Source organism: uncultured Thalassospira sp. (assembly GCF_963976115.1).
GTDB lineage: Bacteria > Pseudomonadota > Alphaproteobacteria > Rhodospirillales > Thalassospiraceae > Thalassospira.
In genome coordinates this window covers 53,243-66,230 of record NZ_CAXBJJ010000008.1, presented here as the reverse complement: position 1 = coordinate 66,230, position 12,988 = coordinate 53,243, and the positions used below count along the sequence as shown (strand labels likewise).

General features: G+C 51.2%; 11 protein-coding genes and 1 pseudogene. 5 read left to right on the top strand and 7 right to left on the bottom strand.

The window, feature by feature from the left end; all coding sequences use genetic code 11:
* Positions 1-204: 204 nt before the first annotated feature.
* The 3 genes from AAC086_RS11875 to motA all read right to left on the bottom strand — a co-directional run bounded on the left by AAC086_RS11875 (position 205) and on the right by motA (position 3,078).
* Positions 205-939: an arginyltransferase gene (locus AAC086_RS11875; RefSeq protein ID WP_339778885.1), complete on the bottom strand. Its 735-nt coding sequence runs from the start codon at positions 937-939 to the stop codon at positions 205-207.
* A 193-nt stretch (positions 940-1,132) separates the two neighbouring features.
* A complete protein-coding gene (locus AAC086_RS11870) occupies positions 1,133-2,152 on the bottom strand; it encodes a flagellar motor protein MotB (protein WP_339778884.1) in 1,020 nt (339 codons plus the stop codon).
* 71 nt (positions 2,153-2,223) lie between these two features.
* Positions 2,224-3,078, bottom strand: coding sequence for a flagellar motor stator protein MotA (gene motA, locus AAC086_RS11865; RefSeq protein WP_339778883.1), 855 nt, complete (start codon positions 3,076-3,078; stop codon positions 2,224-2,226).
* A gap of 248 nt (positions 3,079-3,326) precedes the next feature.
* On the opposite strand from motA, the gene AAC086_RS11860 reads away from it, so the two are divergent.
* Positions 3,327-3,812 carry a flavin reductase family protein gene (locus tag AAC086_RS11860; RefSeq protein ID WP_339778882.1) on the top strand — a complete coding sequence of 162 codons (486 nt, stop codon included), beginning with the start codon at positions 3,327-3,329 and terminating at the stop codon, positions 3,810-3,812.
* A 95-nt stretch (positions 3,813-3,907) separates the two neighbouring features.
* Here the strand turns inward: AAC086_RS11860 and AAC086_RS11855 are convergent.
* A pseudogene (locus AAC086_RS11855) lies at positions 3,908-5,131 on the bottom strand (threonine ammonia-lyase); the annotation flags it as partial.
* Between the two features lie 356 nt (positions 5,132-5,487).
* Positions 5,488-6,975 carry an aldehyde dehydrogenase family protein gene (locus AAC086_RS11850; protein WP_339778881.1) on the bottom strand — a complete coding sequence of 496 codons (1,488 nt, stop codon included), beginning with the start codon at positions 6,973-6,975 and terminating at the stop codon, positions 5,488-5,490.
* Between the two features lie 245 nt (positions 6,976-7,220).
* Between AAC086_RS11850 and AAC086_RS11845 the strand changes: the two genes are divergently transcribed.
* Positions 7,221-8,387: a type III PLP-dependent enzyme gene (locus AAC086_RS11845; protein ID WP_339778880.1), complete on the top strand. Its 1,167-nt coding sequence runs from the start codon at positions 7,221-7,223 to the stop codon at positions 8,385-8,387.
* Between the two features lie 153 nt (positions 8,388-8,540).
* Positions 8,541-10,052, top strand: a complete 1,512-nt coding sequence (locus AAC086_RS11840; RefSeq protein ID WP_339778879.1) for a malonyl-CoA synthase — start codon at positions 8,541-8,543, stop codon at positions 10,050-10,052.
* A gap of 95 nt (positions 10,053-10,147) precedes the next feature.
* Here the strand turns inward: AAC086_RS11840 and AAC086_RS11835 are convergent, their stop codons facing one another.
* Positions 10,148-10,306, bottom strand: a complete 159-nt coding sequence (locus tag AAC086_RS11835) for a DUF1127 domain-containing protein (RefSeq protein ID WP_339778878.1) — start codon at positions 10,304-10,306, stop codon at positions 10,148-10,150.
* Between the two features lie 60 nt (positions 10,307-10,366).
* Between AAC086_RS11835 and AAC086_RS11830 the strand changes: the two genes are divergently transcribed.
* Both AAC086_RS11830 and AAC086_RS11825 read left to right on the top strand, forming a co-directional pair.
* Complete coding sequence (locus AAC086_RS11830) at positions 10,367-10,639, top strand: hypothetical protein (RefSeq protein WP_339778877.1); 273 nt, start codon at positions 10,367-10,369, stop codon at positions 10,637-10,639.
* Between the two features lie 240 nt (positions 10,640-10,879).
* On the top strand, positions 10,880-11,821 hold the full coding sequence (locus AAC086_RS11825) for an HAD hydrolase-like protein (protein WP_339778876.1): 942 nt from the start codon (positions 10,880-10,882) through the stop codon (positions 11,819-11,821).
* A gap of 107 nt (positions 11,822-11,928) precedes the next feature.
* On the opposite strand, the gene hemB is transcribed toward AAC086_RS11825, so the two are convergent.
* On the bottom strand, positions 11,929-12,933 hold the full coding sequence (hemB, locus tag AAC086_RS11820; protein WP_339778875.1) for a porphobilinogen synthase: 1,005 nt from the start codon (positions 12,931-12,933) through the stop codon (positions 11,929-11,931).
* Between the last annotated feature and the right edge of the window lie 55 nt (positions 12,934-12,988).

Sequence of the window (12,988 nt, the reverse complement as noted above, 5' to 3'; positions counted from 1 at the left end):
GCCTTGTCTCGGCTTCGTGAAAAAAGACTATAATCGTTGAGGATAAGTGGCAACAGGTTATGAACACCCAGGGTTAAACTTCTGTCTAATTCTGGTGTGTATGTTTATGCAGGTGCAAACAGCGTTCCTGTCAATGCCTGGGGCATTGCATATATTAAAGGAATAGTGCTTTAATAGTCTCGGGGATTTTATTTTCGATGCAGATCAGTCCTGACCATCGGCCTCATACCGTGTCCATTGGCCCTTAAGAAATGCTTCGATGGGTTTAAAACGCGTTTTATAGGACATTTTTCTGCAATCCCGCACCCAGTATCCCAGATAGACGAAGGGAAGATTCATGCGGGCGGCCTCGGCAATCAGATCAAGGACAATATAGGTGCCAAGGCTCCGGCGATCTTCTTTGGGATCAAAGAAGCTGTAAACAGCTGACAGACCATCAGAAAGAGCATCAACAAGCGCAACCGCGATCAGTTTGCCATCCGCTGTCCGATATTCAAATATCGATGTTTCAACTGTGGTGTCTTCCATCATGGCGCGATAGTCGCGCGAATCCATCCGTGCCATGTCGCCATCGCCGTGGCGGGCATCCTGATAGTCGGAAAACAGGCGGAATTGTTCCTGGGTTGCAGACGGGGCAAAAATCTGGCGTTGCAGATCGGCATTGGCGGTACGGTTACGGCGAAATGACCGGTTATCCTGGAAGTCAGCCGTGCAGACCCTGACTGGAACACATGCATCACATTCTCCGCAGGCCGGAAGATACGCGATTGAATGGCTACGGCGAAATCCGGCTCGTGACAAAAGGTCATGGATATTGTTGGCTTCCGGCCCTCGCAGTTCTGTCACCAGCTTACGCTCGAACCGGCCGGGCAAGTAGGGGCACGGCATGGGGGCGGTGAGAAAGTAGTGCTGTGTCTGGCGACGTTGGTTGACCGTCATGTTTAATGGTTATCCGTGCCTGAGGAGTTCATCTTATTTAACTAGTGTAGGCATCGGGACGCAAACTTTAAAGTGGCTGTTGCTTGATCACATTGTTTGCAGCCCAAATTTCTTTGGTAGCATATCGAAGGACCAAAGCTGCATAAGGCCAGTCAGGTACGCGTAACATCCGGCAGTGGGTTCAAAGGCTACTTTAGTTGCGCGATGGCACAGAAAATGTCGGACGACTAATGGGAGCGTCGGGATTAACCCTGTCGTTCGGATCTGTATCCGGACGGGATGGCGGCGCGAACAGGTTGGGGGTTAGTTCCGTGCTGTCATTTGTCTTGGGGGTGTCCGCAGCAGGTGCTTGTTTACCTGTGCCGCGCAGCAAGGTGATGCTGATACGGCGGTTGCGCTCGTCCTTCGGATTGTCTTTGATGAAGGGGTCCGTATCGGCAACACCGGAAACCTTGCCAAAACGATCAGAAGACAAGGAATCAACTTGCAATTCACGACGTGTCGCCAGGGCACGGTCAGCGGATAGCTCCCAGTTGGTGTAGGTTCCGTTGGAATGGGAATAGGGGATTGAGTCCGTATGCCCTTCAATGGCTATTTTCTGCGGCATATTCTTTATTGCCATTGCGACCTGTTTTAGAAGCAATTTGGTTTGATCACGCAAATCCGCGCTGCCACTGGGGAACATGGATGTGTCATCCTTGTCGATAATCTGAATACGTAATCCCTCATCTGTCTGTTCTACCAGCAGGTTCTTGGACAGTTCTTTCAGTTCCGGTGATTTCCCCATCGCTTCTTTCAGGTCTTCTGCGACTTTGTCGAACTCTTTCTTTTCCTGGGCTTTCGCGGCCTGTTCAGCCTTTTGTTCGGCGGTTTGGGCTTTGTTTTGCGTTTCTACCGTGGTTGCGTCCGGGCTGGGGGGAATGTCCATCTGGATGACAGGCGCGCCGTTTTCAGAGCGCATGGCGCCGGCATCGGCGAGTTTTGTGCCTGCCAACATTCCACCGGCACCGGAGTTGCTTTGCGAGATCGATTCTGGGGCAAAATAGTTTGAAATGCCGTGCAGTTGTTCATCTGTTGAACTGCTTAAAAGCCACAAGAGCAGGAAAAATGCCATCATGGCGGTCACAAAGTCGGCATAGGCTACTTTCCATGAACCGCCATGATGGCCGCCATGTCCGCCTTTTTTGACCTTTTTTATGATGATATCGGGCATTTCAGACTGTCATATCCTGGCAAAAACCGCATCTGTCAAAACGTCGCTCGACTGTTCCAATTTGCTGTCTCTTAAACCGTCGGGGCGTTTTGGATGGCTTCGTCGAGTTCCTTGAAACTGGGACGAATCTCTGGCGGTAAAATCTTGCGGGCAAACTCGACTGACACCTGCGGTGCATAACCCTGCATATGGCCGATCAGGGCTGCCTTCATACAGACGTAGAATTTCGAATCCAGTTCAACGGTTCGTTTGATGATGGCCGATGTCGGGCCAACAAAACCATAGGAGGCCAGAATACCCAAAAACGTACCAACAAGGGCCGCGCCGATCATTTCGCCAAGAATTTCAGGGGGTTCTGTGACGGACCCCATGGTGTTGATAATGCCGAGCACGGCGGCCACAATGCCAAGACCAGGCAGGGCGTCACCAACAGTCTGAATGGCATCGGAAACAGCACCATCTTCTTCGTGATGGGCTTCAAGTTCCTGGTCAATCACTGCTTCAAGTTCATACGCGTTTGTTGTGCCCAGAGTCAGCAGGCGCAAATAGTCGCATAAAAATTCCAGCGCATGATGATCGGCCGTAACACCGGGGAAATTGTTAAACAGCGCCGAACTCTCAGGATTTTCGACGTGGCTTTCAAGCGCAAGATCGCCTTTGGATTTCGCGAGCCGGAAAACAGCGTATAAACAGACAAGCAATTCCAGATAAGCAGATTTTTTTTTGGCACCTTTCATGGCACGTATCGTGAATGAAATGCTGCGCTTAAGGACACTGATCGGGTTGGCGATCAGGAACGTACCGAATGCTGCACCAAAAATAATCACGACTTCAAAGGGCTGGACCAGAACGCTGAATTTACCATGTGGCAAATAGCCCCCCAGGACCGCACCGATCACAACAACATACCCAATGATCAGAAACATTTATTACCCCTTGTGCTGGCAAACGCGCCAACTTGTCGATATGGATGCAGTTGTCATCCATGTGTCATGTGGTGCTCTTTTACAAAAGTCCCACTCGCGATGATACAATTAGTTCAAATTGTTGTTAAAATCATGTTTACAAATCATTTTATGTCATGATTTGACAGTTTTTGAATTTATCGCCATGTTCCTGTGGCTCAGAGTGGGTTTCGCCGATCATTTAGAACAATGAAAGCTGTAATTTGAACATGTCCTTCTCGTCACGTCATTTCCGGGATTGCCTAGGCCAGTTTGCAACTGGTGTGGCCGTTGTTACCTCTCGTGATACGGAAGGTCGGAAGGTCGGGATTACAATTAATTCGTTTTCGTCAGTGTCGCTTGAGCCGCCATTGGTGTTGTTTTCGGTTGCGCGAAATGCCGCGACTCACGATGTTTTTGTCGGCGATGTTTCGCATTTTTGCATTAATGTTCTGCGCAGTTCCCAAAAATACCTGGCGGAACGGTTTTCCTCTCCGATCGAAGATCGTTGGGAAGAAACCGGGTTTAAAGATAACGGCCACAGCATGCCAGTGTTGATCGGCAATATTTCGACATTTTCCTGTGTGCGGCATGCGGTTCATGATGGCGGCGATCACAGTATTATTGTCGGTCAGGTTACTGCTGTTGAAACGGGCGAAACGGGCGATCCCTTGTTGTATTACGGGGGGGCATATGCACGGCTGGTTCGCGCGTGATCAGGCGACTGACGCATAAAACAGGTTCGGTCCCTCCGTTGCTGTCTGCAATAACCTATCGTGATTGCAGACAGCCTTGTTCTTTGGGGGCAGGGTTAATCGAGCGACGTATTGCCAAGTAATCTTCCACCATATCCGTTTTCTTTCAGATATTGGGTTACTTGCTGGGCGTGTGATGTGTCGCGCACCTCAAGTACCATATCGACATCGGTTTGTTTGGCCGGAATGTCGTAAAAATAGCGTTGATGATAGACTTCAATAATGTTGGCTTCGGCGTTGCCGATCAGGGTGCTGATCCGGGCAAGTGCGCCGGGTATGTCAGGGATTTCGATACGAATACGCACCAGGCGCCCTTCGCGGGCCATGCCGCGCATCAAAACCTGCGCCAATAACCGGCTGTCAATGTTACCACCGCTAATGATCAGGCAAACTTTTTTGCCGACAAAGCGCTCCGGGTGATCAAGCAAGGCAGCCAATGGGGCGGCACCAGCCCCTTCGACGACCGTTTTTTCGATTTCAATCAGCATCTGGATCGCACGTTCAATTGCCGATTCCTCAACCAGCACCACATCATCGAGAAGTTTCTTGCAGATATCGAGTGTTCTGCCACCGGGCTGCTTAACGGCAATACCTTCCGCAATGGTGACACCACCGCCCGTAAATTCCTTTTGATGAATGCCTTCATACATTGACGGATAAAGTTTGGTTTCAACACCGATAACATCAATATCGGGGCGGCGCGCCTTGATGGCGGTTGCGATACCCGATGCCAGGCCACCACCACCAATGGGCACAATCATGGTATCAAAATCGACACCTTCGTTTAATATTTCCAACCCGACGGTGCCCTGACCGGCAATGATGTGATCATCGTCAAACGGGTGAACAAAGGTTAATCCGCGTTCCTGTTGCAATTCGTGGGCGGCCTGCATGGATTCGGCAAGAACAGAGCCCTTTAACACCACTTCCGCGCCGTGCGAGCGGGTATGGCGAACCTTGGTGTAGGGGGTGTTTTCGGGCATAACAATAGTTGCCGGAATACCCAGACGTTTGGCGTTATAGGCAACGCCCTGGGCATGATTACCCGCCGATACGGCGATGACACCACAAGCACGTTCTTCGGGTGTCAGACTGGCCAGTTTGATATAGGCACCACGTTCCTTGAACGATGCCGTATATTGCAGGTTTTCAAGTTTCAGATAAACATCGGCCTGGCAAATCTTTGACAAGGTTTGAGATTTTACCAGGGGTGTTTTGCTGACAATGCCCTCAAGCAGGCGGGATGCACGAACAATATCATGATAGGAAACAGCCATCTCGGACTCCTGTGCGCTCTGCCTTCAGACAAGGCAGGAACCGCGTGTGTGAATGTGGGGATTTCATCGGGGATAAAACAGGCCTGTCACCCGCAGATGACAGGGTTCACATTCGCCGCACAGAGACGGGGCATGTAATAATACGCATCATGGCAGCCGCCCCTGTAAAACAGGAGTGGAAACAGGGCGACAGAAAGGTGTCGGTGTCGTCAGACATGTGCCAGATACTTTCAGAAACTTTAACCGATGACACAGGCACTTTTACGGATCAGGCAGTCGAGGTCAAGCAAACATAGGAAAAAGCCGGGTTGCATATCTTGCAATGCAACCCGGTGGGAAAATAACGGGCGGTTCTTCCCTTATTCCATATTCAATATGATTGTTTTTTTGTGGGTGAAATGTTCCAGCATGCTTTCAAGCGATGCTTCACGTCCCAGCCCCGAAAGTTTAACCCCGCCATAAGACAGGTTGGGCTGAACCACCAAATTCTGGTTCACCTGCACAAACCCGGCTTCCAGGCGTTTGGTGGCAACCAGGGCCGTTTTCAGATCCGTCGTCCAGACCGTTGCCGCCAAGCCAAAATCACTATCGTTTGCAAGTTCAATGGCTTCGTCAAATGTTTTAAACTTGAACACGCAGGCGACAGGACCAAAAATTTCTTCGCGGGCAATGCGCGCGTCGGGTTTGACATCGGTAAAAATAACCGGGCGAACGAATTGCCCGTCGGCCAGTTCCGGGTCGTCGGGCAGCGCACTTAATTCGTGTTTTTGCGCGCCTTCGTTGCTGCCAATTTCAATATAATTGCAAACTTTGGCGCGTTGTTTGGCGTTGATGATGGTGCCAATATCGGTCGCCTCATCAAGCGGATTACCCATTTTCAGGCTATTGACCTTGTCTTTCAGGCGCGCGACAAAATCGTCATGCAGGTCTTCATGCACCAGAATGCGCGACGATGCCGTGCAACTTTGTCCCTGGCGGGTAAAGCGCATGCCACCAATGGCACCGGCAACGGCCTTTTCAATATCGGCATCGCCCATCACAATCATGGGGGACTTGCCACCCAGTTCCAGCGTGACCGGGATCAGTTTCTCGGCCGCAGCACGATAAACGATGCGCCCGGTTTCAACAGATCCGGTAAAAGATACTTTTTTCACATCCTTATGTGCAACCAGCGGCCCACCACAACCCGGACCAAAACCCGAAAGAATGTTTAAAACCCCTTTGGGCAAAATCTGCTGCATGATCTGGCAGACGCGCAGGACGGTAAACGGCGTATCCTCGGCCGATTTCACAACGACACTGTTACCGGCAACAAGGGCCGGTGCCACCTTGATCGCCATTAACAGTAATGGCACGTTCCAGGGAATGATCGCACCAACGACACCAACTGGTTCGCGCGTGGTCATGGTCATCATGTTGGGGTTAAAGGGGATGGTCTCGCCTTTAAGTTCTGATGCCAGGCCCCCAAAAAATACAAACATGTCGGCCAGAACCGACGCCTCAACCCGGCTTTCGGTGCGCAGGGCCTTGCCCGATTCAAGGGCAATCAGTTTGCCCAGTTCATCGACATGCTGGTTAAGAATACGGCCACATTCGGCAACCAGTTTGCCCCGTTCGCGGGCCGGGCGTTCGGCCCAGTCTTTCTGGGCGGCTTTGGCAACCTTAACGGCATGTTCAACATCATCGGCATCACCTTCGGCGGCGCGCCCAATGGATTTGTTGGTTGCCGGGTTTAAAACGTCAAATGTTTTACCATTGATCGGGGCAACAAATTCACCATCAATCAAATGAACGCCAGACAATGATTTGGCCAGAACGAACGGATCAAGTTCCATTTCAACAGGCACAGAAACCTCCCGGATTTTTACCCGTCTTGTGCGCGCAGTCGCCGCGCAGCGGGTTAAGTGGTTATTCGGTATTGATTTACCAAATTAACGAGACGTCTGTTCTTTTGCAAGCCCTTTGCGCGTGATCGTTCATGACATTTAAAACGTTGCTTGTTAGGGTTGGGTGCGCTGGAACCTTTTCCGGAACAGCCCGCCCGTGGGGGCGTTTATGAGATGTTCACTTTCTGGAATGTTCGGAGCCTGCAATGCCACGCCATTTTGATACCACCCATGACGTCGTCAAGGAACTTAAGCCGTCTTATCCGGTTTATTGTTTGCGGCCGGACATTTTGCGGGATGCCGCAAAACGGTTTGTCGACATGTTTCCCGGCAAAGTTCTGTATGCGGTGAAATGTAATCCGCATCCCGAAATTATGCGTTATTTGCATGAAGGTGGTGTTCGGTATTTTGATACCGCATCGCTTGACGAAATTTCTCTGGTCCGTCGGCAGTTTCCAGGCATGGATGCCTATTTTATGCACCCGGTCAAAAGCCGCGATGCCATTCGCAGTGCCCACCGGGTATTTGGTATTCGCCATTTTGTGATCGATACCGAAGACGAACTTCATAAAATACGCGCCGAAACTGACGAAGACCCGGATCTGGTGATCCATGTACGTTTGGCAACACCGCCTGCGGGGGCGGCTTATAATTTATCGGCCAAGTTCGGCGCCCGGCCAATGACAGCCGCCGAGCTGATTAAAAAGGTCGACAGCTATGGCTACAAGGCTGGTTTGTGCTTCCATGTCGGGTCGCAATGCACCAGCCCGAACGGCTATCGTATTGCCATCGAACTGATTCGACAGGTTATTGATTTTTCCGGGGTTAAGGTGCATTCCATTGACGTTGGTGGTGGTTTTCCCGGCCAGTATATGAACCAGCGTGGACCGGGCCTTGATGTGTTTATGGACGAAATCAAGGACTGTATTCGCTGGCTTGATATGCCCGATCTTACCTTTATGTGCGAGCCGGGCCGGGCCCTGGTTTCAAGTGGTGTGTCGCTGGTTACGCAAATTCAGTTGCGTAAGGAAGACCAGCTTTTTATCAATGATGGTGTGTATGGCAGTCTTTCAGAAGCTGTGACCGGTAATTTGCGCTTTCCGGTGCGACCCATGCGTATTGATGGTGATTTTGACCCGGAAGAAACGCTGGAATTCACCATCTATGGGCCAACCTGCGATAACATGGATGTGCTACCGGCAACGGTGAACCTGCCTGCCGATATTCGGGAAGGCGACTGGATTGAGTTCGGTCACATCGGGGCGTATAGCAATGCGCTGGCAACGCATTTTAACGGGTTTTTCCCTGAATTGATGGTAACGGTCGGCGAAACATTTCCGTTTATCGATGGGGAGTTTCCCCAGGTCGGTTAGTCTGAGCAGGTGATCGAGGGGTTGTTTTATCGTGCTTTGTCAAACGTGGTAAAGCGGTACCAAATTGCAAATAAAATTTCTCTGTATTAAGTTGGTGAAAACGGGCTGCACCTTTGGTGTGGTCCGTAACACTGTTATGCAGGGGGAAATAAAGTGACAACCAGCCTTTTTATGCGCATCCGGGATTGTTTTCCCGCCGATATGAACAAGACATTGCTTGAGACGCCTGACGGGGTGCGGTTTAGCTATCGTGATGCCAATGAATGGTCATCGCGTTATGCGGCGGCCTTATATGCGGCAGGTGCCCGCAAGGGAGACCGGGTGGCGGTTCAGGTCGACAAATCCCCGTCGGCCTTGTTCTTATATTTGGGCTGCATTCGTGCCGGGCTGGTCTATTTGCCGTTAAATACGGCCTATCAGGCACAAGAACTTGCCTATTTCCTGGAAGACGCATCGCCGGTGGTAATTGTTTGCCAGCCGGAGCGAAAGGCCGAGATGGACGAAATCGCCCGTGTCACAGTGGCGGCAACGGTCTTTTCGCTGGGGGCTGACGGGCAGGGCACCATAAAGGATGCCGCCAGTAGAGATGGCACCGATTTTGCGCCGGTCCCGTGCGCCGATGATGATCTGGCCGCCATTCTTTATACATCAGGAACCACAGGCAAACCCAAGGGTGCCATGATGACCCAGATGAACCTGTGGTCAAACGGGCGCACCCTGGTTGATTTATGGGGCTTCACATCGGGTGATACCTTGCTGCATGCCTTGCCGATTTTTCATACCCATGGCCTGTTCATTGCGTGCCATTGCGTCATGATCTCCGGGGCGAGCATGATTTTTCTGCCCAAATTTGATCGTGAGCAGGTGATTGCAGCCTTGCCGCGCGCCACCGTCATGATGGGCGTTCCCACCTTTTATGTCCGTCTGCTGGCGGGCAAGGATTTTGATGCTGCCCTGGTTTCGAATATGCGCCTGTTTATTTCAGGGTCCGCCCCCTTGCTGCCCGAAACTTTTGCGAACTTTCATGCGCGCACCGGGCATTATTTGCTGGAACGTTACGGCATGACAGAAATGGGCATGGCCACGTCAAACCCGCTGGATGGCGAACGCATTATTCACACCGTCGGCCCGGCACTGCCCGATGTTGAGGTCCGGGTATGTGATGATCAGGGGCAGGTTTTAGCGCAAGGTGAAGTGGGGGTTCTTGAGGTGCGCGGGCCAAATGTCTTTGCCGGATATTGGAAAATGCCGAAAAAAACCCGCGAGGAATTTCGCAAGGATGGCTTTTTCATCACCGGCGATATCGCCCTTATTGATGACAAGGGGTATGTGCATATTGTGGGCCGGGCCAAGGATCTGGTAATTTCGGGCGGGTTTAATATTTATCCCAAGGAAATTGAAACCGAGATCGACAAGATGGCCGGGGTTTTGGAAAGTGCTGTTATCGGTGTGCCGCACCCTGATTTTGGCGAGGCCGTCGTGGCCATTGTTGTTTTGCAGGGTGAATCCACTTTAACTGGCGAAGAAATAATAAATTATATCAAAACATTGATGGCAAATTTCAAGGTGCCAAAACAGGTGTTTTTTGTAGATGAATTGCCACGAAATGCGATGGGAAAGGTGCAGAAAAACGTTTTACGGGATCAGTTCAGCACGGTTTTTTAATGTCGATATGCTGTTTGGCATAAACAGCAAAAAGCCCCGGCGCATTAATCGCAACGGGGCTTTTTGGGTATTCCGGCAGGATCGGCAACCAGGTCTTAGTGACCAAAGGCTACACGATGTGCAACATCATCAATCTGGTCGCGGTTCAGGCCGATGTCAGCCAGTTCGCGATGGTCAAGTTTGCTCAGTGCATTCTGGGTCTGGTATTGGATACGCAGGGCACGCAGATATGCGAAAATTTTTGTAAGGATCATTTTATCACCTATTTCAAACCAACCGGACAGCGCCGGTAACAACATTCATGGAACCGGCAAGTGATCCGCGTCATGCCCGACGGCATGCTGAATGGCTCGACGTGTCGGTTTGCTATGGGCAACCTGAGCGGCAATGTCATCTGGGTGTGTGACCGTGTCCGTTTGGGTCGCCGTTATTTCTTGAAGCAGAAGATAGGCCCTGACACGCCATTTAACCATTGCGTTTTTTGCAGAGCAGGGCTGGATAAAGCGCAGAAATTAATCAATTGCTCAAAAAATAGACAATTTTACGTATTTATTACAGGTGCTGACCTTTTTCCGTTCATGCGCTGAGTGCATGGCTAATAAAATTACCCAAACTTTTAGTGTATTGGTTGTTCCCACTCATAAGGGCAAATCCTGCGAGATACCGTCTTTTTCGCTGTCTTGATTTTCCGGCTTTTTACAGGCACTGATGAAGCCTGAAAGAAGCTGGCGGGGTCGGTTTGCGGTGATGTTTTCAAAACGGCAACAGACTCGAGCAGGTAAATTAGACGATGACGCCAATTTTTAATCGCGAAAGGCCTATATATAATGACAGGTGCCAGACCTGCCCTTGACCGGGAAAGCGCCATTGCGGCCTATTTGAAATATGCAGACAGAATGCCGCAGATCGCCAGCGTGGATTTGCCCGGGCAAACACAGGTTGTCCGCAATATTCTGGACATTGCCGATCAGTTCGATGTCATTATCTTTGATGCGTTTGGCGTGCTTAATTCCGGCGTGCATGCGATCCCGGGGGCGTTATCGGCGGTATCGGCGTTGCGAGACCGCAATATTGAGTTGGCTGTTGTTACCAACGATGCCTCGAATACGCCCGATACGATTATTGCCCGTCATAGAAACCGGGGTTTTGATTTTACCGTCGAGTCACTGGTCAGCAGTGCCCAATATATCGTTCCGATGATGCACCGTCATTCTGATGTGACACAGTGGGGTGTCATGGCGCCAGGCCATTGGCCGATTGACGGGTTGCCGGGTCAGGCGGGCTTTTTGGCGGACGAACAAAGTTTTTATGATGCGGTAGAAGGGTTCGTCCTGATTGATTCCGATGAATGGAATGGACAACGACAGCACATGCTGGAAACCAGCCTTTCTAAAAATCCGCGGCCAATATTGGTTGGAAACCCCGATATCTGTGCGCCGATGGGGGATTTTTTATCGGTTGAATCGGGTTATTTTGCGCATCTTGCAGCGGATGCTTGCGGCGGCGTTCCCCAATGCGTTGGCAAACCTTATCGCGAAGTCTTTGACGATATTTTGCAACGCCATCCAGCCGTGGATCGCAATCGCATATTGATGGTTGGTGATACCCTGCATACCGATATTCTAGGCGGGCTTGCCGTGGGTATTAAAACATTGCTGGTCACCCGTGGCGGGTTTCTTGACGGGTATCAGGATCTGGCCGGGCTTTATCAACGTTCAGGCATTCATCCGCATTTTATGGCCCCGGCCATAGGCAATGGGCTGGAATAGAAACCGGATTGCATGATAAAATAACATGCCAAAATAAAAAGGAGTGCCGGAAAACTGGCACCCCTTTATTGTTTTTCGCAATGTTGGGGCTGAACAATCAGCCCGGTTTAGCCAATGTATTCTGCAACATCGATGGCGCTATAGGTCAAAATGCCCGAGGCACCGGCGCGTTTAAAGCAAGCCAGCGTTTCTACGGCACAGGCGGTATAATCCAGCCAGCCATTGTCACCTGCGGCACGCAACATCGCATACTCGCCCGAGACCTGATAAGCAAAGACCGGCACGCCGAAATTGTCGTGTACACGGCGCACAATATCGAGATAGGGCAGGCCCGGCTTTACGATGATTGAATCCGCCCCTTCATCAAGATCATAGGCGACCTCGCGCAGGGATTCGTCGCTGTTGGCGGGGTTAAGCTGATAGGTTTTCTTATCGGCCTTGCCCAGCGCACTGGCCGAGCCAATAGCATCACGAAACGGGCCGTAAAAGGCAGATGCATATTTGGCCGCATAGGCCATGATCTGAACCTTTTTCAGGTTTTCAGTTTCTAAAACATCGCGAATGGCGGCAATGCGCCCATCCATCATATCGGACGGGGCAACAATGTCACAGCCAGCCTGGGCCTGAACCAGCGCCTGGCGCACCAGGGCTTCGGTTGTTTCGTCATTCAGGATTTCACCATCAAGAACAACACCATCCTGGCCGTTGGAATTAAACGGGTCAAGGGCAACGTCGGTAATGATGCCAAGGTTGGGGCAGGCATCCTTGATGGCTTTGGTTGCGTCGCAGATTACATTGTTCGGGTTATAAGCTTCGCGGGCATCTTCGGTTTTCAGGGCCGGGTCGATATAGGGGAACAGGGCCAGTGCGGGGATGCCAAGTTTTTCGGCGTGGCGCGCTGTTTCAACCAGAATATCGATGCTTTGACGTTCAACGCCGGGCATTGAGGGAATGGCGACGCGCTGATTGCGGCCCGCAATAACGAAAACCGGTAAAATCAGGTCATCAACACTTAACCGGGTTTCTGCCACCATCCGCCGGGACCAGTCGGTCATGCGGGGGCGACGCAGGCGGGTGCGGGGGAAAGTGCCATAACTAACGGGGTGGGCCATGATCAATCTCTTTCACGCAATAGGGGGTGGTGGCGTTGGAAATAGTTTTATGCGG